Annotated in this window: 19 protein-coding genes; 9 read left to right on the top strand and 10 right to left on the bottom strand. The window is 75.4% G+C overall.

Translation table 11 applies throughout. From position 1 onward, the window contains the following. Position 1 precedes the first annotated feature (1 nt). Positions 2-793 (top strand): GNAT family N-acetyltransferase, encoded by a 792-nt coding sequence (locus tag ACRAKJ_RS11540; protein ID WP_438920050.1) that lies wholly within the window; start codon positions 2-4, stop codon positions 791-793. Here ACRAKJ_RS11540 and ACRAKJ_RS11535 read toward each other — a convergent pair. Both ACRAKJ_RS11535 and ACRAKJ_RS11530 read right to left on the bottom strand, forming a co-directional pair. Beyond that, on the bottom strand, positions 696-2,306 hold the full coding sequence (locus tag ACRAKJ_RS11535) for a protein kinase domain-containing protein (protein WP_438920049.1): 1,611 nt from the start codon (positions 2,304-2,306) through the stop codon (positions 696-698). The two genes, ACRAKJ_RS11540 and ACRAKJ_RS11535, sit on opposite strands and share 98 nt — an antisense overlap. 215 nt (positions 2,307-2,521) lie before the next feature. Further along, complete coding sequence (locus tag ACRAKJ_RS11530; RefSeq protein WP_438920048.1) at positions 2,522-3,841, bottom strand: CoA transferase; 1,320 nt, start codon at positions 3,839-3,841, stop codon at positions 2,522-2,524. An 85-nt stretch (positions 3,842-3,926) separates the two neighbouring features. Here ACRAKJ_RS11530 and ACRAKJ_RS11525 point away from each other — a divergent pair, with 85 nt between their 5' ends. From ACRAKJ_RS11525 to ACRAKJ_RS11505, 5 genes are read left to right on the top strand one after another with little or no spacing between them, the layout of a single operon-like run. Continuing rightward, positions 3,927-7,469 (top strand): DUF4132 domain-containing protein, encoded by a 3,543-nt coding sequence (locus ACRAKJ_RS11525; protein WP_438920047.1) that lies wholly within the window; start codon positions 3,927-3,929, stop codon positions 7,467-7,469. 20 nt (positions 7,470-7,489) lie between these two features. Further along, on the top strand, positions 7,490-8,566 hold the full coding sequence (locus ACRAKJ_RS11520) for an AAA family ATPase (RefSeq protein WP_438920046.1): 1,077 nt from the start codon (positions 7,490-7,492) through the stop codon (positions 8,564-8,566). Beyond that, positions 8,566-10,815 (top strand): DUF5682 family protein, encoded by a 2,250-nt coding sequence (locus ACRAKJ_RS11515; protein ID WP_438920045.1) that lies wholly within the window; start codon positions 8,566-8,568, stop codon positions 10,813-10,815. The genes ACRAKJ_RS11520 and ACRAKJ_RS11515 overlap by 1 nt, the downstream gene beginning before the upstream one ends. Then, a complete protein-coding gene (locus tag ACRAKJ_RS11510; RefSeq protein WP_438920044.1) occupies positions 10,812-11,915 on the top strand; it encodes a VWA domain-containing protein in 1,104 nt (367 codons plus the stop codon). The genes ACRAKJ_RS11515 and ACRAKJ_RS11510 overlap by 4 nt, the downstream gene beginning before the upstream one ends. After that, on the top strand, positions 11,915-13,786 hold the full coding sequence (locus ACRAKJ_RS11505) for an SWIM zinc finger family protein (RefSeq protein WP_438920043.1): 1,872 nt from the start codon (positions 11,915-11,917) through the stop codon (positions 13,784-13,786). The genes ACRAKJ_RS11510 and ACRAKJ_RS11505 overlap by 1 nt, the downstream gene beginning before the upstream one ends. Before the next feature lie 55 nt (positions 13,787-13,841). Here the strand turns inward: ACRAKJ_RS11505 and ACRAKJ_RS11500 are convergent, their stop codons facing one another. Continuing rightward, positions 13,842-14,297 carry a YybH family protein gene (locus tag ACRAKJ_RS11500; RefSeq protein WP_438920042.1) on the bottom strand — a complete coding sequence of 152 codons (456 nt, stop codon included), beginning with the start codon at positions 14,295-14,297 and terminating at the stop codon, positions 13,842-13,844. Between the two features lie 119 nt (positions 14,298-14,416). Between ACRAKJ_RS11500 and ACRAKJ_RS11495 the strand changes: the two genes are divergently transcribed. Together ACRAKJ_RS11495 and ACRAKJ_RS11490 are read left to right on the top strand one after the other, a co-directional pair. Next, positions 14,417-15,067 (top strand): TetR family transcriptional regulator, encoded by a 651-nt coding sequence (locus tag ACRAKJ_RS11495; protein WP_438920041.1) that lies wholly within the window; start codon positions 14,417-14,419, stop codon positions 15,065-15,067. 74 nt (positions 15,068-15,141) lie between these two features. Then, positions 15,142-16,314: a cytochrome P450 gene (locus ACRAKJ_RS11490; RefSeq protein ID WP_438920040.1), complete on the top strand. Its 1,173-nt coding sequence runs from the start codon at positions 15,142-15,144 to the stop codon at positions 16,312-16,314. On the opposite strand, the gene ACRAKJ_RS11485 is transcribed toward ACRAKJ_RS11490, so the two are convergent. Further along, entirely contained in the window at positions 16,304-17,821 is a 1,518-nt protein-coding gene (locus ACRAKJ_RS11485; RefSeq protein WP_438920039.1) for a family 43 glycosylhydrolase, read from the bottom strand. The genes ACRAKJ_RS11490 and ACRAKJ_RS11485 overlap by 11 nt on opposite strands. 101 nt (positions 17,822-17,922) lie before the next feature. On the opposite strand from ACRAKJ_RS11485, the gene ACRAKJ_RS11480 reads away from it, so the two are divergent. Continuing rightward, positions 17,923-18,924 (top strand): serine/threonine protein phosphatase, encoded by a 1,002-nt coding sequence (locus ACRAKJ_RS11480; protein ID WP_438920038.1) that lies wholly within the window; start codon positions 17,923-17,925, stop codon positions 18,922-18,924. 53 nt (positions 18,925-18,977) lie between these two features. Here the strand turns inward: ACRAKJ_RS11480 and ACRAKJ_RS11475 are convergent, their stop codons facing one another. The 6 genes from ACRAKJ_RS11475 to ACRAKJ_RS11450 all read right to left on the bottom strand — a co-directional run bounded on the left by ACRAKJ_RS11475 (position 18,978) and on the right by ACRAKJ_RS11450 (position 26,080). Beyond that, entirely contained in the window at positions 18,978-19,982 is a 1,005-nt protein-coding gene (locus ACRAKJ_RS11475; protein WP_438920037.1) for a TIM barrel protein, read from the bottom strand. Next, positions 19,979-21,121 carry a Gfo/Idh/MocA family protein gene (locus tag ACRAKJ_RS11470; protein WP_438920036.1) on the bottom strand — a complete coding sequence of 381 codons (1,143 nt, stop codon included), beginning with the start codon at positions 21,119-21,121 and terminating at the stop codon, positions 19,979-19,981. The genes ACRAKJ_RS11475 and ACRAKJ_RS11470 overlap by 4 nt, the downstream gene beginning before the upstream one ends. 34 nt (positions 21,122-21,155) lie before the next feature. Next, complete coding sequence (locus tag ACRAKJ_RS11465; RefSeq protein ID WP_438920035.1) at positions 21,156-22,202, bottom strand: substrate-binding domain-containing protein; 1,047 nt, start codon at positions 22,200-22,202, stop codon at positions 21,156-21,158. Between the two features lie 121 nt (positions 22,203-22,323). Then, entirely contained in the window at positions 22,324-23,331 is a 1,008-nt protein-coding gene (locus tag ACRAKJ_RS11460; protein ID WP_438920034.1) for an ABC transporter permease subunit, read from the bottom strand. Continuing rightward, positions 23,328-24,872: an ATP-binding cassette domain-containing protein gene (locus tag ACRAKJ_RS11455; RefSeq protein ID WP_438920033.1), complete on the bottom strand. Its 1,545-nt coding sequence runs from the start codon at positions 24,870-24,872 to the stop codon at positions 23,328-23,330. Before ACRAKJ_RS11455 ends, ACRAKJ_RS11460 begins: the two co-directional genes overlap by 4 nt. Continuing rightward, a complete protein-coding gene (locus ACRAKJ_RS11450) occupies positions 24,869-26,080 on the bottom strand; it encodes an ROK family protein (protein WP_438920032.1) in 1,212 nt (403 codons plus the stop codon). Before ACRAKJ_RS11450 ends, ACRAKJ_RS11455 begins: the two co-directional genes overlap by 4 nt. Positions 26,081-26,214: the final 134 nt, after the last annotated feature.

Below are 26,214 nucleotides of genomic sequence, written 5' to 3'. Positions count from 1 at the left end.
GGTGATCACCGGGCACACCGCCCGACCGCCCTCGGTCGACGACGCCGAGGCGCTGTTCGCGCTGGTCCAGGCGTACACGCGGGCCGTCGTCGGGTTCGCCGACAGCTCGCTCGACGACGTCCGCGACGAGCTGGCCGAACCCGGTTTCGTGCCCGGGCGGGACGCGCGGGTGGTGTTCGACGCGGGCGGGGCGCTCGTCGGCTACGGCATCGCCGACGCCCGCGGCGGCGGGCACGTGGACGCGCGGCGGGCCGTGCACGCGGTGTGGAACGCCTCGTTCGCCGGGCAGTCCGGGTTCGAGCCGAAGCCCTGCGACGAGTGGCGGACCGGGCCGGCGCGGAAGTCGATCTTCTCCTGGGACGACCTGTGGCTCGCCGAGCCGGTCGGGTTCCCGGAGTGCACGGACCAGTTCCTCGACCAGGGCTGCGGGTACGTGGGCCACCTGGGCGTGCCAGGGCCCGCACGGGGGCGCGGCGTGGGCCGGTACCTGCTGCGGCACGCGTTCCACCGCGACGCGGCGGCCGGTCGGGCGGGCACGCTCCTGCACGTGGACTCGGCCAACCCGACGCCCGCGCTCGGCCTGTACGGGTCCGGTCGGCATGCGCCCGGTGCTGGTGCTCGACGCGTGGCGGGCGCTGCTGCCCACCTCCTAGGAGGCGGGCGTCAGGGGGTGGCCGGGCCTTGGCGGGCCGCGCTCACCCCTGGCTGTCGATCATCCACTGGCCGTCGACCTGCACCAGCGTGTAGACGTGGTTCTCCTGCTCCTGACCGCCGCCGGGCCGGGTGTAGGTGATGGTCGCGGACACCGTGTTCGGGCCGGTCGCCTGCACGTTGCTCGCCTCGACCTCGGTGAAGTCGTTCCAGAAGTCCTCGTAGGAGGCGTAGGACAGGCCCCGGCTGGCCTTGAAGTTGTCGGTCAAGCGGGCGAAGAGGCCCTGGAGGTTGCCCGGGAGCTGGCCGTAGTAGTCGCTGATCGCCTGGTCGGGGCTGGCGGGGGTGGGCGGCGGCGCGTCGGACGTGGTGGTCGTCGCCTCGGCCTCGGTCGTGGTCGTGGTGGTGGTCGCCGTGGGTTCCCGCTGGTCGCCGGTGGTGCCCTGGGGCTGCTGCGCGGGCGGCTCCCCGGCCGGCGCGGTGGAGGAGGCGGCGGGGTCCGGCTGCGCGCCCGGCGACTCCTCGCCGTTCCGGTTGAACAGCCAGACGAGCAGCCCGGCCAGGGCCACGACCAGCACCACGGCGGCGAGCCCGAGCAGGGCCTTGCGGTTGCCGGCCTTGTCCTCGTCGCGGGGCTCGGGCCGGGCCTGCCGCGGGGGCGGGGGCGGCGGCGACTGGGGGCGGATCGGCGGGGCGGCCTGCGAAACCGGTTTCGCGGTGGTGGCGACCGGGGCGGCGGCCGGGGCCGGGGGCTGGGCGGCGGGCTCGGGCGGCGTCGGTTCCGGGTCCGGCAGGCTCGTCATGATCGCGGTCGCCGCCGGGGCCTTCTTCGTCGGCGCCGGGGTCGGCTCGCCGTCGAACCGCACCTCCTGGAGCATCCGCACGGCCTCGTCCATGGTCGGCCGGGTCGCCGGGTCCGAGTCGAGCAGGCGCATCAGCACGGGGGCCAGCGGGCCGGCGTTCGACGGCGGGGCGAACCGGCCGTCGGCGACCCGGTGCAGCAGGGCGATGGTGTTGCCGTCCAGGCCGAACGGCGGTTCGCCCTCCACCGCGGCGTACAGGGTCGCGCCGAGCGCGAACACGTCGGCGGGGAACTCGCCCTTGCCGCCGCGGGCCACCTCCGGCGACAGGTAGGCGGGCGTGCCGACGAGCATCCCGGACGCCGTCACGGTCACCTCGTCCGCCGCGCGCGAGGTGCCGAAGTCGGTGACCTTGACCGTGCCGAACTCGGTGACCAGCACGTTGCCGGGCTTGACGTCCCGGTGCACGACGCCGGCGGCGTGCGCGGCCGCCAGGCCGGACGCGAGCTGCCCGCCGATCCGCGCCACCTCCTCGGCCGGGAGCCTGCCGCGCTCGGACATCACGGTGGCCAGGCTGCGCGACGGCAGGTACTCCATGACCAGCCACGGGTGGCCGTCGTGCTCGACGACGTCGTAGAGCGCGATCACGTTGGCGTGCTGGAGGCGGGCCGCGATCCGGCCCTCGCGCACGGCGCGGTCCACCGACTCCTGGTCGAAACCGGTGCGGGCCAGCAGTTCCTTGACCGCCACGACGCGGCGCAGCCGGACGTCCTCCGCCCGCCACACCACGCCCATCCCACCCGAGCCGATCCGCTCGGTCAGCTTGTACCGACCTGCGATCGTGCGGTCCTCCACCGGTGCTCCCAACGTCGCGCGCACGTCAGCGCCGGGGGTACCCGATCAGGTGTCCCCTCGAACGTGTGTCTCAGTCGTAACACTTCCAGTAGGGGTTTGTCCGCTCACCACGCGGGAGGGGACCGCACTGATCAACACGTCGTCCGCTGGGCGCCCGACCGGCGCGTCCACACCGGAGCCGGCGGGCGCCGGGCGCGGCGGCCCGCCCCCGTCGATCACCCCTCCGCCACCCACACCGGGGCGTCGGAACCCCACCGCGTCGGACCGCGCCCCCAGGCGACCGGCGCGCCGTCGTAGCTCACCGGGCACACGGCGTGCCGCAGCGGGCCGTACGGCGACGGGGTGGTGGTCAGCCACCGCTCCGGGTCGTGGGCACCCGCGGGCGCCGGCGTCGCGCGGACCCCGTGCAGCAGCCAGGACGCCGTGCCCGCCAGCGACAGCCGCACGTGCCGCCCGCCGGGTTCGGCCAGGCCCCGCAGCACGGCGGCGGCCAGCAGGTAGCCCGTGCCGTGGTCCAGCGCCTGCGCGGGCAGCACGCCCGGCACGCCGTCCCGGCCCTCGACGGCGGCGATGCCGGTGGCGGCCTGCACGAGGCTGTCGAACCCGCGCCGCCGCCCCCACTCCCCCTCGTACCCCCAGGCCGACAGCTGGGCGACGACCAGGTCCGGCCGCCGGGCGAGCAGCGCGCCGGGCGCCAGGCCGTGCCGGTCCAGGGCGCCGGGGCGGTAGCCGGTGACCACGACGTCCGCCCGGTCCAGGAGGTCGTCGAACGACCGCCGGTCGCGCGGGTCGTCGAGGTCCAGGAGGGTCGAGCGCTTGCCCGGCCCGGTGTCCGCGTGCACGTCCTCGTCCTCGGGCAGCCCCGGGCTGTCCACCCGCAGCACGTCCGCGCCCAGGAACGCGAGCACGCGGGTGGCCACCGGGCCCGCGATGACCCTGGTCAGGTCGAGGACGCGCACGCCGGTCGCGGGCAGGTCGGCGGGCGGCAGGGCGCGGCGGTCGGCGGTCGTGCGGCGGACCTCGACGAGCGGGAGCCGGGCCGGGTCGGGGTCGGCGCGCACCGCGACGGCCAGCCCGCCGGCCGCGTGCACCCGCTCCTGGACCTCCGCCGCCGCGCGCCCGGCCAGTTCCCGGGCCAGCGCGTCGCGGTCGGCCGGCACGCCCAGGGCGCGCAGCAGCCGGTCGCGGTGGTGCGGGTAGTTGGCGTGCGTGCGCACCCAGCCGTCGGCGGTGCGCCAGAACCCCGACAGGGGCGCGAACGACGCGCCGACCCGCCCGTCGACCCGCAGGTGCCGCTCGCTGGTGAACGCCGTCGCCACCGCGCCCTCGTCCACCACCACCGGCGGCACGGGCGCGTCGTCGCGCAGCGCCTTCAACCGGGCCGCCGCCAGGGAGCAGGCGCCCACCGAGGCGCGGGCCAGGTCCCGCACCGGCAGTCGCGCGGGCAGCACGTCACCCGCCCCGAGGTAGGTCACCCGGTCCCGCCCCGGGTCGCCGCCGAGGGCCGTCCACACCGCCGCCGTGGTGTCGTCCACGACATCATCCTGCCCGGTGTGGAACGGGGATTGTCGTACCCCCGTCGTAGTGTCCACCACGACTCGATCAAGCAGGGGGTGTGACGTGCGCAGGTGGGAACTCGTCGAGGCGGGCTCGGCCAAGTTCTGGGAGGTCGGCCGCGAGGGGGCGGCGGTGACCGTCCGGTACGGGCGGTTGGGGACCGGGGGCCAGGTGAAGGAGAAGTCCTTCGGCTCCGAGGAGGCCGCCGAGGCGCACGTCGCGAAGTCGGTGCGGGAGAAGGAGAAGAAGGGCTACCGCGCGATCACCGCCGACGGGCCGTCCGGCGACGGCAGCGAAAGCAGCGGCGGCGGCGGCGACAACGGCGGCGGCGGCGGCGAACTGCCGGACGAGGACACCTTCGTCCCGCCGTCGTCGTGGTGGTCGGGCGTGCACCCCCGGCGCGACGGCCTGGTGCGGCGGCCGGCGGTCCCGGCCCCCGGGGCGGTGTCCACCGTGCGCGCCGCGCTGGCCGCGCTGCCGCCCAAGTCGCGGGCGGCGCTGGAGAACCGCGACAGCGAGCGGGAACCGGCCGACGCCGCGCTCGCCCACCTGGCCGGCGAGGCGACACCGCTGGGCGCGGGCGTGCTCGCCCGGCTGCTGATCTCCGAGGGCATCCCGCTCAAGCCCGTCGTCGGGGCGCTCGCCGACGCGTGGGTGGTCGAGCACGGCCTGCCCTTCGCGGCGCGCGCCGCGGTCGAGCTGAGCCGGGTGAAGCTGCACTGGTTGAGCGTGGGCGGTCGGGAGACGCCCCGCGCGCTCCAGTTCGAGCTGCCGCACGGCAGGTACCACGACCTCCTGCCCGGCGGTGCGGTCGGCGCGCGGGTGCGCGAGCTGATCGCCGCGGCCGAGCGGGTCGAGGACGTGGAGCAGGCGCTGGAGGGCTACCTGGCCGACCCGGTGGGCCGCTTCGCCGTCGCCTACCTCGTGCCGCACCGGCGCGACTGGGTCGAGGACGTCTGCCGGCACGTCCTCACCCGCGGCCACTCGGACGACTGGACGCGCCTGGTGCACGCGGTCGGCACCGCCGAGCAGCTGGGGCACGTCGTGGCGCGGGACTGGGCGCCCTGGCACTTCGCCAAGTCCTCGACGCTGCACACGGTGCTCGACGGCGTCGGTCCCGCCGCCGCGCCCGCGCTGGCCTCCCTGCTCGACCGCGCCTCGTCGTCCGACCAGCGCAAGCTGCTGCTGAACGCGCTGGTGCGGCTGCCCGCGGACGAGGCGTTCGGGCTGCTGCTGGCCCGGTTGTCGGCGAAGGGCGTGCAGCCCGCCGTGCAGGAGATGGCGCGGCGCTTCCCGGTGCGCGCCCTGCGGTTGCTCGCCGCGGCACCCGGGCCGGCCGCCCGCCTGCTGCTCAAGGCCCACCTCCAGCGCCACCCCGACCTGCCCGGGCGGGTCGAACTGCCGCCCGCCGCCCGCGCCGTCGTGGAGGAGCTGCGCGCCGCCTCGGCCGCCCGGCTCGACGACGCGGTCGACGGCCTGCCCGAGCTGCTCGTCCGTCCACCGTGGACGGTCAAGCGCACGCCGGTGGAGCCGGTCGTGGTCACCGGGCTCACCGCGCCGCGGTACCGCGCCGTCGAGTGGGCGCCGGGCGAGCGGGGGACGTGGTCCGCCCTCGCCGCGCCCGCCGACCTCCGGGAGCCCCAGGGCGGCTGGTCGGCGGCGGCGCGGGAGTTCGCGGGCGGCAGGCTGCGCTGGCACCTGCAGACCGGGTTCTTCCTGAAGGCGCCGGAGGACCTGGTCGCGCCGCTGGTGTCCTCGTGGCGCCCGCCGGAGTCCTGGCAGGACGACCGGGTCGCCCGGGCGCTGGTGCTGCGCTTCGGGGCCGAGGCCATCGACCCCGCGCTGCACCTCGCCTCCCACCACCCGGCGACCGCGGGTCCCCTGATCGGACCGCTCGTCTCGCCCGAGGTGGCCGAGCGGGTCGCGGACTGGGCGTCCCGGCTGAAGTCCGCTCGGGCGGGCGCGGTGGCGTGGGTGCGGCGGCACCCCGGGCACGCCGCCCGGTTCCTGCTGCCCGCCGCGGTGGGCCCGGCGGGTCCGGTCCGGCGGGCCGCCGAGGCCGTGCTGCGGCTCGTGCCCGACCACGCCCGGGAGGCGGCCCGCGAGCACGGGCCCGAGGTGGAGCGGGCGGTCGAGCGGGTGCTGGAGCTGGACCCGACGACCGCGCTGCCCGCGAAGATGCCGGTGGTCGGCGACTGGGCGGACCCGGCGCTGCTGCCGCAGGTGGTGGTGCGCGGTACCCGCCGGGCGCTGCCCGCGGAGTCCGCGAGGCACGTGCTGACCATGCTGGCGCTGTCCACACCGGACGCCCCGTACCCCGGTGTGGAGGTGGTGCGCGAGCTGTGCGAGCCGGCGTCGCTGGCCTCGTTCGGCCGCGAGCTGTTCCGGCTGTGGCAGTCCGCCGGGGCGCCGTCGAAGGACTCGTGGGTGATGAACGCCCAGGGCCTGCTCGGCGACGACGACACCGTGCGCCTGCTGACGCCGCTGATCCGGGCGTGGCCGGGCGAGGCGCAGCACCAGCGGGCGGTGGCGGGCCTCGACGTGCTGGCCGCGATCGGCACCGACCTGGCGCTGGTGTCGTTGAACGGCATCGCGCAGAAGGCGAAGTTCAAGGGCCTCAAGCAGCGGGCGCAGGAGAAGATCGCGGCCGTGGCCGCCGCGCTCGACCTGACCGCCGATCAGCTGGCCGACCGGCTCGTGCCGGACTTCGGCCTGGACGACGCGGCGACCCTGGTCGTCGACTACGGGCCGCGCCGGTTCACCGTCGGGTTCGACGAGCAGCTCAAGCCGTACGTGCTGGACGAGGGCGGCAAGCGGCGCAAGGACCTGCCCAAGCCGGGCGCGAAGGACGACCCGGAGCGGGCCGCCGCCGAGCACCGGCGGTTCGGCGCGCTGAAGAAGGACGTGCGCGGGATCGCCGCCGACCAGATCGCCCGGCTGGAGCTGGCGATGGCGGTGGGCCGCCGGTGGAGCGCCGAGGAGTTCCGCACCCTGCTCGTGGGCCACCCGCTGCTGTGGCACGTCGTGCGGCGGCTGGTGTGGGTGACCGACGGCGGCGCGGCGTTCCGGGTGGCCGAGGACCGCAGCTTCGCCGACGTCTCCGACGACGTGTTCGAGCTGCCCGACGACGCGCGGGTCGGCGTGGCGCACCCGCTGCACCTGGGCGACGGGACGGCCGCGTGGGCGGAGGTGTTCGCCGACTACGAGATCCTCCAGCCGTTCCCGCAGCTGGGCCGCCCGGTGCACGCGCTGACCGGGGCCGAGCTGCGCGCGAGCAGGCTGGAGCGCTTCGAGGGGTCCGTCGTGCCGGTGGGCCGCCTGCTGGGCCTGACCAAGCGCGGGTGGGAGCGCGGGCAGCCGCAGGACGCCGGCGTCGAGTGCTGGATCACCCGCCCGCTCGCCGACGGCGGCGCGGTCGTGGTGAACCTGGACCCCGGCATCGCGGTCGGCATCCCGCACGAGTTCCCGGAGCAGCAGCTCACCGACATCTGGGTGGCCGACGCGGCCGGCCCCGACTGGCGCCCGCGCGGCGGCCGGACGTTCGGCGAGCTGGACCCGGTGACGGCGTCCGAGGTGCTGGCCGAGTTCACCGCCCTGACGAGCTGACGCACCACCGGGAGACGACCATGACCGACCCACAGCTCCAGCGCCCGCCCGCCGAGGTGCGGTTCGCCGACGAGTTGGCCCGGCTGCGCGAGGACGACGCGGCCCCGCGCCCGCCCGGGTGGGCGCTGAGCATGGCCGCGGCGCGGCGGTTCGTCGTCGGCGACGAGCGCGCCGGCATCAGCCGGAAGTTCGTCGGCGACCCGTCGCTGATCGACCGGTCGCTGGTCACGCTGGCCACCAGCCGGGGCCTGATGCTGGTCGGCGAGCCGGGCACGGCGAAGTCGCTGCTGTCGGAGCTGATCGCGGCGGCGGTGAGCGGCGAGTCGACGCTGACCATCCAGGGCGGCGCGGCGACCACCGAGGACCAGGTCAAGTACTCGTGGAACTACGCGCTGCTGGTGTCCGAGGGGCCGTCGACGCGGTCCCTGGTGCCCGCGCCGATGCTGCGCGGCATGGCCGAGGGCAAGGTGGTGCGGTTCGAGGAGATCACCCGCTGCCCGCTGGAGGTGCAGGACAGCCTGCTGTCGCTGCTGTCCGAGCGGGTCGTCGCCGTCCCCGAGCTGCCCGGCCCGGACGGCATGGTGTTCGCCCGCGACGGGTTCACCGTGATCGCCACCGCCAACACCAGGGACCGGGGCGTCAACGAGATGAGCGCCGCGCTCAAGCGGCGGTTCAACTTCGAGACGGTGTTCCCGATCGCCGACTTCCGCACCGAGCTGGAGCTGGTCGAGCAGGAGGCGACGAGGCTGCTGGAGCGCTCCGGGGTCGGCGTGCCGCCGCGCCGCGACGTGCTGGAGGTGCTGGTGCGCACGTTCCGCGACCTGCGCGGCGCGGGACAGCAGGCGGACCGGCTGTCCACGGTGATGAGCACGGCCGAGGCGGTGTCGGTGGCGCACGCGGTCGGCCTGCGCGGCTGGTACCTGCGCGGCGAGGCCGGAACGCCCGCCGACGTGGTGGAGTGCCTGGCCGGGACCGCGGCCAAGGACAACGCGGACGACCTGGCCCGGCTGCGCCGCTACCTGGAGCAGCAGGTGCCGCGCCGCACGGGTGAGCAGTGGCAGGCCCTGCACCGGGCCCGTCACCTGCTGCCGGGCTGATGGGCGCGGTCTTCGTCGGCGTCCGGCACCACAGCCCGGCGTGCGCGCGGCTGGTGGCGTCGACGATCCGGGAGCTGCGGCCCGCGCACGTGCTCGTCGAGGGCCCGGCGGACGTGAACGACCGGCTCGACGAGCTGCTGCTCGGCCACGAGCTGCCGATCGCGATCTTCACCTACCTCGCCGACGGCGACCGGTCGCACGCGTCGTGGACACCGTTCTGCGACTACTCGCCGGAGTGGCTGGCGCTGACCACGGGCCGGGAGGTGGGCGCGCGGGTGTCGTTCATCGACCTGCCGGCGTGGCACCCGGCGTTCGCGGGGCGGGGCAACCGGTACGCCGACGCCGAGCTGCGGTACGCGGAGGTCGTCGACCGGCTGTGCCGGGAGTTCGCCGTGGACAACGTGGACGCGCTGTGGGACCACCTGGTCGAGGTCGCCGACCCCGAGGGGCTCGCGGAGCGGCTGACGGCCTACTTCGACCTGGTGCGCGGCGACGCGGGGGCGGAGCACGACGACGCGGAGCGCGAGGAGCACATGGCGGCCTGGGTGCGCGCGGCGGTGGCGGACGCCGGCGACCGGCCGGTGGTCGTGGTGACCGGCGGGTTCCACACGCCGGCGCTGCGCGCGCTGGCGGCTTCGGGCGGCACCGCGTGGCCCGGGGTGCCCGCTCCCCCGCCGGGTGCGCGCGGGGCGAGCTACCTGGTGCCGTACTCGCACCGGCGGCTGGACGCGTTCACCGGCTACCAGTCGGGGATGCCGTCGCCGGAGTACTACCACCGGCTGTGGACCGACGGCGCGGCGGGCGCGGCGACGGCGCTGGTCGAGTCGGTGGTGGCCCGGCTGCGGGCACGGCGGCAGCCGGTGTCGACGGCCGACCTGATCGCGGCCCGCGCGCAGGCCGAGGGCCTGGCCCGGTTGCGCGGCCACGAGCACCCCTCGCGGGTGGACGTGCTGGACGGCCTGGTGAGCGCGCTGGTCTCGGAGGACCTGGCGCAGCCGCCGCCGTGGTCGGTGCGCGGGCCGCTGGCGGTGGGCACCCACCCGGCGGTGGTGGAGGTGGTGGCCGCGCTGAGCGGCGACCGGGTCGGCCGCCTGCACCCGGCGACCCCGGCCCCGCCGCTGGTGGGCGACGTGGCGGCGGAGCTGACCCGGCTCGGCCTGGACGGGGCGGGCCGGGTCGACCTGGACCTCGCCGACCCGCGCGACCTGGACCGCAGCCGCACCCTGCACCGGCTGCGGGTGCTCGGCGTCCCCGGTTTCCACCGCCGGTCCGGCCCGTCCGGCGGCGCCGACCCGGTGGCCGCGGAGCGCTGGTACCTCGCGCCGGTCGACACCCGGGTGTCCGCCCTGGTCGAGGCCGCCGCGCACGGCGCGACGCTCGCGGAGGCCGCGGCCGCCGCGCTGCACGGCCGGGTGCCGCACGCGGGCGTCGCCGCGCTGGCCGGGGTGCTGTTCGACGCGGCCCTGTGCGGTGTGGGCACCCTCGCCGAGGCGGTGACCGACACCCTGACCCGCGAGGTGGCCGGGGCCGCCGACCTGGGGCCGTTGGGCGTGGTGCTGACCGACGTGCTGGGCCTGTGGCGGCACGACCGGCTGCTGGGCACGGCCGGCAGCCCCGTGCTGGGCGGCGTCCTGGACGCGGCGGTCGGCCGGGTGCTGTGGCTGGCGGAGGGCCTGCGCGGCGGCCCGGCCCCCGCCGACCCGGCCAGGCTGCGGGCGCTGGTGGGGGCGCGCGACGCCCTGGTGCACGCGGCCGGCGCGCTGGAGGTGGACCGGGCGCGGGCGGTGGCGGTGATGCGGCGGGTGGCCGCGACCGCCGGCGCGCCGCCGGACCTGCGCGGTGCGGCGTTCGGCTTCGCCTGGTCGCTGGGCGGCGCGCCGCCCGGTCACGTGGAGGTGGTGCGCGGCGTGGCGGCGCCCTCGACGCTGGGCGACTGGCTCGCGGGCCTGTTCGCCGTCGCGCGCGAGGAGGTGGTCGGCGACGAGGCCGTGGTCGGCGCGCTGGACGAGGTGGTCGGCGAACTGCCCGAAGAGGACTTCCTGGTCGCGCTCCCGGCGCTGCGCCAGGCGTTCGCGCACTTCCCGCCGGCCGAGCGGGAGTCGATCGCCGAGGTGCTGCCGGCCCGGCGCGGCGGAGCGGGGTCGGCGCGGGCGCTGGTGCGCGCGCAGGTCGACCCGCTGCTGGTCGCCGAGGCCCGCGCGCTGGAGGCGAAGGTGGACGCGGTGCTCGGGCGGGAGGGGTTGGCGTGAGCGACCTGGAGCGGTGGCGGTTGATCCTCGGCGGGGCCGCGACGCGGTCGACCGGCGAGCTGTCCGGCGACGCCGCGCGGCGGGACGCGGCGCTGGAGTGGCTCTACGGGCGCGACCCCGACCTGGCCGGGCGCGGCGTGCGCACCGGCGGCACCGGGGACTCGGTGCTCACCACCGTCGACTGGCTGGACGACGTGCACCGCCTGTTCCCCCGGGAGACCGTGGAGCGGCTGGAGCGCGACGCGGTCGAGCGGTACGACATCACCGAGGTGGTGACCGACCCGGCCGTGCTGGAGCGGATCGAGCCGAACGCGGCGCTGCTGCGCGCGGTGCTGCGGACCAAGCACCTGATGAACCCCGAGGTGCTGGCGATGGCGCGGCGCATCGTGGAGGCGGTGGTGCGCGACCTGCTGCGCAGGCTGGCCCACGAGGTGCGGCAGTCGTTCACCGGCGCCCGGTCGCGGCGGCCGAGCAACCACAGGCTGGCGCGCAACTTCGACTTCCGCGGCACGGTCCGCGCGAACCTCGCCCACTACCAACCGGAGGAGGGGCGGCTGCTGATCGAGCGGCCCCGGTTCACCTCGCGCACCCGGCGGCACGTCGACCGGTGGCAGCTGGTCCTGGTCGTGGACCAGTCCGGGTCGATGGCCGGGTCGGTGATCCACTCGGCGGTGACCGCGGCGTGCCTGTGGGGCCTGCCGGGGCTGAAGACGCACCTGGTCGCGTTCGACACGAACGTCGTCGACCTGACCTCCGACGTGACCGACCCGGTCGAGCTGCTGATGAAGGTGCAGCTGGGCGGCGGCACGGACATCGCCCGCGCGGTCGAGTACGCCGCCGGCCTGGTGGAGAACCCGCGGCGGGCGATCGTCGCGGTGGTCACCGACTTCTTCGAGGGCGGCGACGCGCAGCGCCTGGTGCGGACCGTGCGCGGCCTCGTGGAGCAGGGCACCCGGGTGCTGGGCCTGGCCGCGCTGGACGAGGACGCGAACCCGGTCTACGACCGGGACCTGGCGCAGCGGCTGGCGAACGTGGGCGCGCACGTCGGCGCGATGACGCCGGGTCAGCTGGCGGAGTTCGTCGCGGAGAGGATGGGCTGATGCGCGCCGACCTGCTCGCGCTGACCCCGGACGCGCTGGCCGCGCTGGCCAACCGCGGCCTGGTGAAGCGGGCGACCAAGGAACTGGACGCGGGCGCCGGACCGGTGCTGGGGCCCGACGGCGGCACCGTCACGGGCCGGTTCGCCGACGGCGTGGTGGTCGCGCTCCCACCCGGTGCCGGCCTCGACCGGGCGACGTGCACGTGCGGCGCGGCGGGCGTGTGCCGGCACCGGGTCGCGGTCGTGCTGGCCTACCAGCGCGAGCACGGCGGGGCGGCGTTCACCCCGTGGTCGCCCGGCGCGATCACCGACGACCGGCTGCGCGACCTGCTCGGCGAGCGGGTGCTGACCGCGGCCCGCCGCGCGCACCGCGCCGGGCTGCCCGTGCGGCTGACCCGGCCCACGGCGGCCGACCCGGTGGCGACGGCCGAGCTGCCGTCGTGCACGGTGCGGTTCCTGGTGCCCGGCGAGCTGGGGTACGTGCACACGGACGCGGCGGCGGCGACCCGCGACCAGTGGGCGGTGCTCGCGGTGTGGGCGTTCCGCGAGGCCGACGAGCGCGGGCTGACCGACGACGTGGTGCGGTTCGACGTGGGCGGCTCGGCCACGCCCACCGACGACCTGGACGCGGTGCGGGGCCTGGCCGACGCGCTGCTGCTCGACGGCGCGGCCGGCGCGGACCCGGTGTTCGGGGCCGCGCTGGAGCGGGCGCGGGCGGGCCTGGTGGCGGCCCGCCTGCACTGGCCGGCGCTGGCGGTGGACGAGCTGGCGGGCGCGCTGCGGGCGTACCGGGACCGCAGCGCGCACCACGACCCGGCGCACGTGGCCGAGCTGCTCACCGAGCTGTACGCCCGTGCCCGCGCGACCGGGCCGCGGTCGCAGGTGCTCGGCACGGAGGAGGCGGCCGAGACGCCGTTGCGGCGCGTCCGGCTGACCGCGCTGGGCTGCCGGGTGCGGGCCACCGCCGAGGACCGCACGGCCGAGGTGTTCTTCGCCGACGGCGGCACGGTCCTGGTGCTGCGGCACCGCTGGCCGGTGGGCGAGGACGAGCACCCGACGGGTCACGACCTGGCCGGGCGGCGGCTCAGCGGCGCGGCGCTGGCCGACCTGGCCGCGTCGACCGTGGTGTCGGAGTCCGCGACCCGCGGCGCGGGCAGGGTGGTGCGGGTGGGCGCGCGGGCTTCGAGCACGTCGATCACGCCCCTCGGCGGCTCCTGGGAGTCGCTGCCGGACGGGCTGGTGGTGCGCGACTTCGCCGCCGCCGGCCGCGAGCTGGACGCCCTGCCGCCCCGCGTGGTGCGCCCCCGGGTGGCCGCCGAGCTGGTCCGGGTGGTGCGGGTGGCCGAGGTGGAGCGGGTCGCCTACCACCCCGGCGCGCAACGCCTGGACGCCGTCGTCGGCGACGGTTCGGGCGCCACTGCCACGATCTCCGCCGCCCACCGCGCCCACTGCCCGGCCGCGCTCGACGCCCTGGCCGCGGCCCTGCCGGCCGCGACGCACGTCAGCGGCGAGCTGCGGCGCTCCCGGGGCGGCCTGGTGGTGGACCCGATCGCGGTGCTCACCCCGACCGGGCTGGTCGTCCCCGACCTGGCGACCGGCGCCACGCCCCTGCTCCCCGGCGACGCGCCCGCGCCCGACCCCCTGACGGCGGCGGTGGACTCGGCGCTGGGCCTGTGCGCCGAAGCCGCCCACCGCGGCCTGCGCCACCTGCCGCCCACCCTGCGCGACCGGTCCCTCGCCGCCGCCGACGCCCTGCGGCGACTGGGCCTGCGCACCGCCGCCGACCTGCTGGCCGCGTTCGCCGACGACCCGACACCGCCCACCTGGCACCGCGCCCACCTGCGCCTGCTGACGACCGCCGAGCGCCGCTGACGCCCCTGAGATCGAGTGGCCCCCGTGGCCGGGCGGGGTCGGCGGCCAGGCGGGGTCAGCGCGCGCGTTCCCAGAGCGGGAGGCGGAAGGTCGCGTAGGTGAACTTGCCGGTGATCCGCCCGTCCGCGTCGAAGTGGAAGACGTCCAGGCCGTGCCACTGCACGCGACCGCCGTGGCGGAGGCGGGCGAACCACCGCAGCGGCGGCAGCGCGCGCCGACCGCGCTCACCGGTCAGGTCGAGCCGGCACGCCCACCGGATCGTCGCCCGGCGGCGGGTCTCGTCGATCACCCGGTCGTACACGTCGAAGGTCATCGCGCCGTAGCGGCCGGCGAACTGCGGCGCGAACTCCGCCCGGATCGCCGCGGAGCCGCGCAGCTCGGGGCCGTGGCCGGGCAGGTAGCGGGCGTCCTCGGCGAAGAAGGACATGACCCGGTCGAGGTCGGGTCCGGGGTCGTTGAAGGCGGCCACGAACGAGTCGATGGTCTGGCCGAGGTCGGTGCCGGTGGTCATGGGCCTGCCGTTCGGAGCGGGGAGGGAGCCGTGCGGTCGAGTGGGGACTTTATAAGAACACCGTATCCTTAACAAGGGAACAGTGTTCCGCTAACTGTCGGGCTATGGTGGCGGCCGCCATGGAAGCGTCGTTCCAGCGGGCCAGGCGCCCGGAGCAGAAGACCCAGCGGCGCGAGGCGATCCTCGCCGCCGCCGACCGGCTCGCGCGCGACGCGGGCGTGGCCCGGGTCAGCCTGGGCGACGTCGCCTCGGCGGTCGGGCTGGCCAAGTCCAACGTCCTGCGCTACTTCGGCACGCGCGAGGAGATCTACCTGGAGCTGACCAGGCGGGAGGGCTCTGACTGGGCGACCGCCGCGGGCGAGGCGCTGCACGGGGCGAGCGGCTTCACCGGGGTGGCGACCGCGCTCGCCGACGCGTACGCCGACCGGCCGCTGTACTGCGACCTCACCACCCACACCGAGACGATGCTGGAGCACAACGTCTCGGTGGAGGTCCTGCGGGTCCACAAGCTGTGGGCCATCGACACCTACTTCACCGTCGGCCGGCGGATCGCCGCCGCCTGCCCGCAGCTGACCGACACCGACGGCGCCTCCCTGGTCATGGCCGCCGGCGCGTTCGTCGCGAAGCTGTTCCCGCTGACCCGTCCCCCGGAGGCGCTGCGGGAGCTGTACGACCGCGAACCCGAGATCGCACGGGTGTTCCCGCCGTTCCGGCCCACGCTCCGGCGCATGATCGCCGCCACCGCCGCCGGGCTGCCGACGACCCGGTGACCACGCGACGACCCACACGGCGACCACGCGGCGACGGTCGCACCGGCCCGGAACCGGCCACTAAGGTCGATCACGTGGACTACCCGTTCCCGCGCCACCCGGGTTTCGACCCGCCCGCGCCGTTCGCCGAGCTGCGCGACCGCGACCCGGCGTGCCCGGTCTCGCTGCGCCACGGCCAGCAGGCGCACCTGGTGACGAGGTACGCCGACGTGCGCGCCGTGCTGCGGGACCACGAGCGGTTCGGGTCGGACCCGAGCACGCCGGGGTTCCCGCAGCTGCGGCCGGTGGTGGACCGGAAGGCCGCGCCCGGCAGCTTCCTGGTCACCGACCCGCCCGAGCACACCCGGTACCGGCGGATGCTGACCGGCGAGTTCACCGTGCACCGCATGGAAGCCCTCTCACCGCACGTCGGGCGCATCACCCGCGAACGCCTGGACGCCCTGCGCGCGGGCCCCCGCCCGGCCGACCTGGTGACCGGCTTCGCCCTGCCCGTCCCGTCGGACGTGATCTGCCTGCTGCTCGGCGTTCCGGTGGCGGACCAGGAGTTCTTCTCCACCCGCAGCCGGGCGCACCTGAACCGGGCGCTGGACGCCGCGCAGGTGCAGGCGGCGCTCGACGAGCTGCACGCCTACCTCGCCGACCTGATCCGCGAGCGCCGCGCCGAACCGCGCGACGACCTGGTGAGCCGCCTCGTCGCCGACCCGTCGCTGACCGACGAGGAGGCCGTCGGCATGACGGTCCTGCTGCTCGTCGGCGGGCACGAGACCACCGCGAACTCGATCGCCCTGTCCGTCCTCGCGCTGCTGCGCGACCGGACCCGGTGGGACGCGCTGGTCGCCGACCCGGACCTGGTGGACCACGCGGTCGAGGAGCTGCTGCGCTACCTGAGCCCGGTGCACCAGGGCGTGGTGCGCGCCGTCCGCGCGGACGCCGAGGTCGGCGGCCGGCGGCTCGGCCCGGGCGACGGCGTGATCGCCTCGCTGTTCGCGGCGAACCGCGACCCGGCCGCGTTCCCCGACCCGGACCGCGTCGACCTGGGCCGGGAACGGGCGAAAACGCACCTGGCGTTCGGCACCGGCGCGCACCAGTGCATCGGCCACCTCCTGGCGCGGCTGGAGATGCGGGTCGCGCTGCGCGCCCTCGTCACCACCCTGCCCACCCTGCGCCTGGCCGTGCCGTTCGAGGACGTCGAGTGGAAGTTCGACGCGCCGATCTACGGCCTGCGCGCCCTGCCCGTCACCTGGTGAGCTCGCGGTACTCGACCCAGTCGAAGTCGGCGAACGCCGTGCTGTCGCGGCCGTTGGCGGTCGCGTACAGGGCCAGGTGCACGCCGGTGAAGCCGCCCGTCACCGGGGTGCTCAGCGGGCGGCCGTCGATCGGGGTGCCGAGGTCGCGCCAGTCGTCCGCTCCGGTGGCGTAGCGCGCCTGGTGGTCCTGCCCGCGCGCGTGGAAGCCCAGGCGCAGCAGCGGTCCGGTGACGGGGACCGACGCGATCAGCTCGTCGACGCCCTTCAACCGCCGCACGAGCCGCAGCTCGTCGCCGTCCCGGGTGAGCCGCAGGTGGTTGTCGTGGTTCTGGAGCACGACCAGGCCCGCCGACTCGTGCGCGGCGCGCGGGGTGAACTCCAGGGCGCACTCGAACGCGAAGTCGCGGTGCCGCTGGGGACGGCACACGAGGCTGGGCGTGGCGAGGTCGGTCACCGCCTCGGGCCGCAGCGCCAACCGCAGGTGGCCGGGGCGCTCGAACGACCAGAACGGCTCGTCGGGCGTGCGCAGCACGAACCAGGACGGGTCGAGGGGGCCGGTGTCGAAGTCGTCGCGCGCGGGGACGGCCGGCCACGGGTGCGGGTCGAGGGCGGGCGCCTCGACGGTCTCCTCCACGAGGTCGAGGACCGGCCACCCGTCCACCCAGCGCACGGGGGCGAGGAACGTCTCGCGGCCGAGGTTGTAGAAGTAGCCGCCGTAGGGGCGCATGGCGAGCAGCACGGCCCACCAGTCGCCGGCGGGCGTGGTGACGAGGTCGGCGTGGCCGGTGCCGGTGATCGGGTGGTCGCGGCCGAACTCCCGGTGGGTCAGCACGGGGTTGCGCGGGTTCCCCTCGTACGGGCCGGTGATCGACGTGGACCGGGCGGCCACCACGGCGTGGTCGACGTCGGTGCCGCCCTCGGCGCACACCAGCACGTAGTGACCGTCCACCTTGTAGAGGTGCGGCCCCTCCGCCCACACCGCGTCCGGCGTGGAGCCGCCCCAGATCACCGTCTCCGGGCCGAGTTCGCCGTCCCGCAGCTCGCGCAGCCACACCTCGGTCTGCCCGCGCCGACCCGCCGCGACCTCGCGGCAGCCGTGCAGCCACACCCGGCCGTCGTCGTCGAAGAACAGCGAGGGGTCGAAGCCGTCCACGTCGAGCCACACCGGTTCGGACCACGGTCCGGCCGGGTCGGTGGCGGTGACCAGGAAGTTGCCGCTCGGGCCGTTGCCCTCGACGAGCGTGCAGACGACGTGGAAGACGCCGCCGTGGTGGCGGATGGTCGGCGCGTAGAGGCCCTTGGAGGGGCCGATGCCGTGCAGCGGGAGCTGGGACGGGCGGTCGAGGACGTGGCCGAGGAGCCGCCACGACACCAGGTCGCGGCTGTGGTGCACCGGCAGGCCCGGGAAGTAGGCGAAGGTCGAGGTGACCAGGTAGTAGTCGTCGCCGACGCGGCAGATCGACGGGTCCGGGTGGCAGCCGGGCAGGATCGGGTTGGGGTGGCGCACCGACGGGACTCCCGAAATTTTCGCGGCAACAGCGATCATTTCGACCCTAGGTGCGCCCGCGGACCCGGTCAAGGACGCCCGGCCCCCGGGATGCTGGGACGATGACGGCCACCAGGCACGACCGCCACCGACGGCTCTCGGCGCTGCTCGCGGCGCGGGACGACACCGACCTCGCCACGCTCCTGCGCGAAGGGGGAACGGAGGTGGGCGTCGGCGGCGGCACGGCGGTGCTCGACGTCGACGGCACCCCGGTGTTCGCCAAGCGCGTCCCGCTGACCGAGCGGGAACTCGCCCACCCGCGTTCGACGGCGAACCTGTTCGACCTGCCGGTGTCCTGCCAGTACGGCGTCGTCAGCCCGGGGTTCACCGCCTGGCGCGAGCTGGCCGCGAACCGGGTGGTCACCGACGCCGTCCTCGCCGGCGCGACGGGGTCGTTCCCGCTGCTGCACCACTGGCGGGTGCTGCCGGGGCGCCCGCCCGTCGCGGCCGAGCACGCCGACGTGGGGGCGGTCGTCGCCGCGCTGGGCGGCAGCCCGGCCGTGCGCGCCCGCCTGGAGGCGCTGGCCGCCGCGCCGGCGAGCCTCGTGCTGTTCTTCGAGCACGTCCCGCACCCGGTGTCCGCCCTGCTGGACGAGGACCCGGCGGGGCGGGCCGAGGACGTCGAGCGGCAGCTGCTGCGGATCGCGGCCTTCCTGCGCGACCGGCGGCTGCTGCACATGGACGCGCACCTCGGCAACATGCGCACCGACGGCGAGCGGATCTTCCTCACCGACTTCGGCCTGGCCACCTCGCCCGACTTCGACCTGTCGGCCGCCGAACGCGACTTCGTCCGCCGCCACGCCGACCACGACACCGACTACGTCGCCGCGCGGCTGGTCAACTGGCTGGTGACCGCGGTGTGCGGTGTGGCGGCGGAGCGCGTCCCCACCGCCCGCAACGAGTACGTGCTCCGCTGCGCGACCGAGGGCGTCCCGGCCGACGTGCCACCGCACGTGGCCGCGATCCTGACCCGGCACGCCCCCGTCGCCGCGCGGGTGAACGCCTTCTACTGGCGGTTGTTCGACGGCGACGTGCACGCGGAGTACCCCGGCACCGCGCGGTGAGCCGCCGGCCGCGCCCGCCGGACCGGGCGGCGGTCCGGCGGGCGGCGGGGGGCTCAGCTCTCCGTGCTGAACGCGGCGTCGAACGAGGTCGCCGGCGGGTCGAACAGGTGCTTGCGGATGAAGCCCACCGCTTCCTCCGCGCCCCTCAGGCGGTCCATGCCGGCGTCCTCCCACTCCACCGAGATCGGACCGGTGTAGCCGATGGCGTTCAGCGCGCGGAACGACTCCTCCCACGGCACGTCGCCGTGGCCGGTCGAGACGAAGTCCCAGCCGCGGCGCGGGTCGGCCCACGCCAGGTGCGAGGACAGGCGGCCGTTGCGGCCGTCGAAGCGCTTCTTCGTGTCCTTGCAGTCGACGTGGTAGATCCGGTCGGCGAAGTCGAGGATGAAGCCGACCGGGTCGAGGTCCTGCCACACGAAGTGCGACGGGTCCCAGTTCAGGCCGAACGCGGGCCGGTTGCCGACCGCCTCCAGGGCCTTCTTCGTCGTCCAGTAGTCGTAGGCGATCTCGGACGGGTGCACCTCGTGCGCGAACCGGACGCCGACCTCGTCGAACACGTCGAGGACCGGGTTCCAGCGCGCGGCGAAGTCCTGGTAGCCCTCGTCGATCACGGACTGCGGCACGGGCGGGAACATCGCCACGTACTTCCACGTCTTCGACCCGGTGAAGCCGACCACCGTGTCGACGCCGAGGAGGGCCGCCGCGCGCGCGGTGTCGGCCATCTCCGCCGCCGCGCGCTGGCGCACGCCCTCGGGCTCGCCGTCGCCCCAGACGCGGGCGGGCAGGATGGCCTGGTGCCGGAAGTCGATCGGGTCGTCGCACACGGCCTGGCCGACGAGGTGGTTGGAGATCGTCCAGACCTCCAGCCCGTACTTCTTGAGCACCTCGCGCTTCGCGGGCACGTACCCGTCGTCGACGAGCGCCTTGTCCACCTCGAAGTGGTCGCCGGAGCAGGCGATCTCCAGCCCGTCATAGCCCCAGCCGGCGGCGAGCCGGCACACCTCCTCGAACGGCAGGTCGGCCCACTGGCCGGTGAACAGCGTGACCGGACGGCTCATCGGGTGTCTCCAATCGTGGTCCACGCGGACTCGTGCCCGGCACTGTCCTCCACCGCCGCCAGCACGCGCTGCACCCGCAGGCCGTCGGCGAAGCTGGGCGCGGGGTCGACGCCGCCGCCGATGGCGGTCAGGAAGTCGGCCACCTCGTGGGTGAACGTGTGCTCGTAGCCCAGCAGGTGCCCCGGCGGCCACCACGCCGCCACGTACGGGTGGTCGGCCTCGGTGACCAGGACGCGGCGGAACCCGGAGTCCGGGCCCTCCTCGGCCGAGAACACCGACAGCTCGTTCATCGACTCGAAGTCGAACGCCAGGCTGCCGCGCGAACCGTTGACCTCCAGCCGCATGGCGTTCTTGCGGCCCAGCGCGAACCGGGTCGCCTCGAACGTGCCGAGCGCGCCGGAGCCGAAGCGGGCCAGGAAGATCGCCGCGTCGTCCACGGTGACCTCGTCGCGCCCGCCCGCGCCGTCCGGGCGTTCCCGCACGAACGTCTCGGTCGTCGCGCTGACCCCGGTGATCAGGTCGCCGGTGACGAACTGCGCGGCGTCCACGATGTGCGCCCCGAGGTCGCCCAGCGCGCCCGAACCGGCCTTCTCCTTGCGCAGCCGCCACGTCATCGGCGACTCGGGGTCGGACAGCCAGTCCTGGAGGTACACCGCGCGCACGTGCCGCACGTCGCCGATGCGGCCCTCGGCGACCAGCCTGCGGGCCAGCGCGAGCGCCGGCACCCGCCGGTAGTTGAACGCCACCATCGAGCGAACGCCGCGGGTCGCGGCCTCCTCGGCGGCGGCGGCCATCTCCTCGGCCTCGGCCACCGAGTTGGCGAGCGGCTTCTCGCACAGCACGTGCTTGCCCGCCGCCAGCGCGGCGAGCGCGATCTCGGCGTGCGTGTCGCCCGGCGTGCAGACGTCCACCAGCTGCACGTCGTCCCGGGCGACCAGCGCGCGCCAGTCGGTCTCCGCGGCGGCCCAGCCGTACTTGTCGGCCGCCTCCTTGGTGCGCACCGCGTCACGTCCACCGAGGGCGGCGAGCCGGGGCGTGAGCGGCACGTCGAAGAACCGGTGGACGCTTCGCCAGGCGTGCGAGTGCACCGCGCCCATGAACGCGTGGCCGACCATGCCCACGCCGATCTCTTCCGTCATCAGCAGCCTTTCGAGCGAGCGGTGGTGTCCGACGTCAGGAGTCGAAGCCGACGTCCAGGTACTGGTCGACGTTCTCCTTGGTCACGACGGCGGAGTAGGTCGTGATCGAGGCGGGGATGTCGTGCTCGGCCAGGTCCCCGATGCCCTTGGTCTGCCCGAGCAGGCGGGCCAGCGCGATGCCGGAGGACGCCATCGACGGGCTGTAGAGCACGGTGGCCTTCATGACGCCGCTGTCGGCCTTGATCAGGTCCATCATGTTCCGCGAACCCGCGCCGCCGACCATGATGAACTCGGTGCGGCTCGCGCTGTCGATGGCGGCCAGCACGCCGATGCCCTGGTCGTCGTCGTGGTTCCAGAGCGCGTCGAGCTTGCTCGCCGACTGGAGCAGGTTCGCGGTCTGCTGCTCGCCGGACTCGGAGGTGAACGACGCCGAGACGCGCGGGCCGACCTTGAAGCCGGCGCGGGCCAGGGCGTCGCTGAAGCCCTTGCTGCGCTCCTGGGTCAGCGGCAGCGAGTCGATGCCCGCGACCTCGCCGATGACCGGGTTCGACACGTTCTTGGCCTTCAGCTGCGAGGCGATGAACTCGCCCGCGTTGACGCCCATGCGGTAGTTGTCGCCGCCGATCCACGTCCGGTAGGCGAGCGGGGTGTCGAAGACGCGGTCGAGGTTGATGACGGGGATGCCCGCGTCCATCGCCTGGCGGCCGGCCTCGGTGAGCGCCTTGCCGTCGAACGGCAGGATCACCAGCACATCGACCTTGTCGTTGATCAGCGTCTCGACCTGGCTGATCTGCTGGTTGACGTCGTTGGTGCCCTCGGTGGCCTTGAAGGTCACGTCGGAGAACCGGTCGGCCTGCGCCTTCGCGTTCTTCGTCATGGCCGCCATCCAGCCGTGGTCGGCGGCGGGCGCGGAGAAGCCGATGGTGACCTGCTTGCCGGGCTGGCTGTTCTCGCCCGAACTGCCCGCGACGGCGTTCGGCGCGGTGGTGCCGGTCTCGTTGGAGGTGCAGCCGGCCAGCAGCGCGGCGGTGCCGACTGCGGTGGTGCCCCACAGGAAGCGGCGGCGGTCGAGTGAAGGCATGGCGGTACTCCCGGGCGTCGTTGAACGGGTGGGGTCTCGGGGTCGTTCTCGGGCGGTGCGGTCTCGGGGAAGGTCCTCGGGGGTGGTCCTCGGGGGTGGTCCTCGGGGGCCGGTCCGGCGATCAGGTGGCGTGCGCGCGGCGGCGGGCGCTGGTGGTGCGCTGGAGGAGCACCGCGGCGATGATGATCACGCCCTTGGCGATGTTCTGGATGTCGGTGTCCAGGTTGTTCTGGGTGAAGATGTTGCCCACCACGGTGAAGATGAGGACGCCGATCAGCGTGCCGATCAGCGAGCCCCGGCCGCCGGTGAGCAGCGTGCCGCCGATGACGACCGCGGCGATGGCGTCCAGCTCGTAGAACATGCCGTTGGTGGACGCGCCGGACGTGGTGCGGGCGACGACCATCAGGGCGGCGATGCCGCAGCACAGGCCCGCGATGCCGTAGACCAGCGCGGTGTGCCGCTTGACGTCGATGCCGGCCAGGCGGGCGGCCTCGGCGTTGCCGCCCACGGCGAACGTGCGGCGGCCGAACGTGGTGCGGTTGAGCACCACCCAGCCGATCGCGAACACCGCGGCCAGCAGCCAGATCAGCACCGGGACGCCCAGGATCGCGCCCCGGAAGAAGGTGCTGAACCCGGTCTCGGTGATCACCTGCGTGCGGCGGCCGGAGAGCCGCTCGGCCAGGCCCTTCGCCGAGGCGTACATGGCGAGGGTGGCGATGAACGGCACGATCTTGCCGTAGGAGATGAGCACGCCGTTGACCAGGCCGCAGCCCAGGCCGACGAGCAGCGCGCACAGCACCATCACCACCGGGCCGTAGGACTGCGTGGCCACGGTCGTCATCCACACGCTCGACAGCGCCACGATCGACCCGACGGACAGGTCGATGCCGCCGCTGATGATCACGAACGTCATGCCGACGCTCACCACGCCGATCGCGGCGGCCAGCCGCAGCATGGTGGAGATGTTGGCCTCGGTGAGGAACGCGTCGGGCCGGGTGGCGTAGCCGACGATGCACAGCACCACCAGCACGCCCAGCAGGCCGGTGAGCCGCAGGTCCAGCGACCGCCGGCGCTTCGGCGGGTCCTGGGGCGGGGCGGATTTCGGGTCGAGGACCCGCACTTCGGTCACAGGACCTCCTCGGTCGCGGCACCCTCGACGAGGGCCCCATCGGTCAGCACGGAGCCGGCCATCACGATGTCGAGCACGGCGGACTCGGTCAGCTCGGCGGCGGGGCGGTCGGCGACGACCTCGCCGTCGCGCAGCACGAGCACCCGGTCGGCGAGGCCCAGCACCTCGGCGACCTCGCTGGAGACGAGCACCACGGCCACCCCGGACGCGGCCAGCTCGTGGATCACCCGGTACAGCTCGGCGCGCGCGCCCACGTCCACGCCGCGGGTCGGCTCGTCGAGCAGCAGCACGCGGCAGCCGCGCACGAGCCAGCGCGCCACCACCGCCTTCTGCTGGTTGCCGCCGGAGAACTCGGCGACCAGCCGCCGGGGGTCGGCGGGCCGCAGGTCGAGGCGCTCCAGGGTGGCGCGGGAGTCGCGCAGCTCCCGGGCCCGGTCGACGAACCCGGCCCGGCTGTAGGCGGGCAGGCTCGACAGCGTCACGTTGTGCGCCACCGACAGGTCCAGCAGCAGGGCCTGGGCCTTGCGCTCCTCCGGGGCCAGGCCGATGCCCGCCTTGACGGCGGCGGGCACGCTGCCCGTGCGGACGGGCGTCCCGTCGACCCGCACCGTGCCCGCGTCGGGCTTGCGCGCGCCGAACACGGTCTCCAGGATCTCGCTGCGCCCCGCGCCCACCAGGCCGGCGATGCCCAGCACCTCGCCCGCGTGCACGCGGAACGTGACGTCGTGGAACTCGCCCGCCCGGCTGAGCCCCTCCACGACCAGCACCTCGCGGCTCGTGTCCACGGTGGACGCGTCGCGGTGCGGGAAGACCGTCTCGACCTTGCGGCCGGACATCAGGTCGACCAGCTCGGCGGTGGGCGTGGCGGCGGGCAGGTTCGCGGCGACCGTGCGGCCGTCCTTGAGGACGGTCACGCGGTTGCCGATGCGGCGGATCTCCTCCAGCCGGTGCGAGATGTAGAGGACTGCGACGCCGTCGCGGGTCAGCTCGGCGACGATGCGGAACAGGTTGTCCACCTCGTCGGCGGCCAGCGCGGCGGTCGGCTCGTCCATCACGATGAGCCGCGCGTCGTGCGCCAGGGCGCGGGCCATGGACACCAGCTGCTGCCCGGCGGCCGACAGCAGGCCCACCTCGCGGTCCGGGTCGATCTCGGGGTGGCCGAGGCGGGCCATCAGGGCGGCGGCGGCCTTCTTCGCCGCGCCGGTGCGGTTGAACCCGAACCGGCGGGGCTCGTGGCCGAGGAAGACGTTCTCCGCCACCGAGATCCCCGGCACCAGGTCCAGCTCCTGGTACATGGTGGCCACGCCCAGGCGCAGCGCGGCCACCGGCGACGGCAGCGACGCGGGCCGCCCGCGCCAGGTGATCTCGCCCTCGTCGGGCTGGTGGGCGCCGGCGAGGACCTTGATCAGGGTGGACTTGCCCGCGCCGTTCTGGCCGAGCAGGCAGTGCACCTCGCCCTCGGCGACCTCCAGGTCCACGCCGTCCAGGGCCCGCACACCGGGGAAGCTCTTGCCGATGCCCGTCATCCTGAGCAGGGTCATGCCGGGGTTCCTTCCTTCACGGGCGTGGCGGCTCTCGCCGGCACGGCGGGCTTCGCGGGCGCCTTCACCGGCACGACGGTCGGGTCGTCCAGCACGCGGCGCAGCGCGGCCAGGGCGGCGCCCCGCCCGCCGGCGGTGAACCCGAGGGTGGAGGCGGTGATCGCGGTGCCCTCCTGCTGCTGCGGCGCCACCAGCCAGTCCTGGAGCGCGGCGAAGTAGCCGCCCAGCACGACGCGCGTCGGGTTGAGCAGGCTCGTGACGATCGACAGCCCGGTGGCGAGGGCGGCGGCCGTGCGGTGCAGGGCGTCGAGGGTGCGCGGTTCGCCGCGCTCGGCCCGGCCGCGCAGGATCGTCATGCGCTCGCCCGGCGCGAGGTGCGGGTTGTGCACCTGGTCGTGGCGGGGCGCGGCGGCGTGCAGGAACGCGTCCAGGCCGACCTGCGTCTCCCAGCAGCCGCGCCTGCCGCAGGCGCACGGCGCGCCGAGCGGGTCGAGCACCATGTGCCCGACGTCGCCCGCGCGGTTCGCCGCGCCGCGCAGCAGCCGACCGCCCGCGATGACGCCCGCCTGCACGTCCCGGCCGCCGCCGAGGTAGACCAGGTCGTCCACCGGGTCGGCGTCGTGCTCGGCGCCCGCCGCGAGGTTGGCCTCGGTGTCGACGGCCAGCCGGCTCAGCGGCAGGCCGGTGCGGGCGGCGAGCCCGTCGGCGACGGCCACGCCGCGCCAGCGCAGCCGCGTCGCCGTGGCGGTGCCGGTCGCGGTGTCGACCCGGCCCGGGACGGCCACCGCGACGCCCGCCCACCCGGCGCCGGCGACGTCGCGCAGGGCGGTGCGGGTCAGGTCGGCGAGCCGGTCGAGCACGTGCTCGGGCGACGAGGTGTCGCAGGTCGTCCGGTGGCGCAGGTGGACCTCGCCGGTCAGGTCGGTGACGGTCGCGCCGAGCTGCCCCGGGTGGACGTCGAGCCCGATGCCGCACACCGCGCCGGGGCGCAGCTGCACGAGCTGCCCGGGGCGGCCCTGGGTGGTCGTGGTGCCGGCGGTCTCGGTGAGGCCGCGCTGCCCCAGCTCGGTCAGCAGCGGGGACACGGTCGCCTTGGAAAGACCCGATCTCGCCGCGAGCTGGGCGCGGGACAGCGGCCCGCAGGCCCGGAGCGTGCGCAGGAGGAGGGCGAGGTTCGCCTCGCGCCTTGCCTCAGACTGCGCGTGCATCGGGTCTCCGACTTCGTGGGGGAGGTCGATCGAAGGAGGTGGTCCAGCTCACGTTCCGGCGCGAGTTGCGGCGAATCCTGACAGCGAACCGGGCATGCTGACAAGAACTTCCGACCACTTTTGTCGATTCGTTG

The sequence above is a fragment of the Saccharothrix sp. DSM 118769 genome, assembly GCF_052936295.1.
Note: the sequence above shows the minus strand (reverse complement) of the source record. Positions and strands in the feature narration are given on the sequence as shown.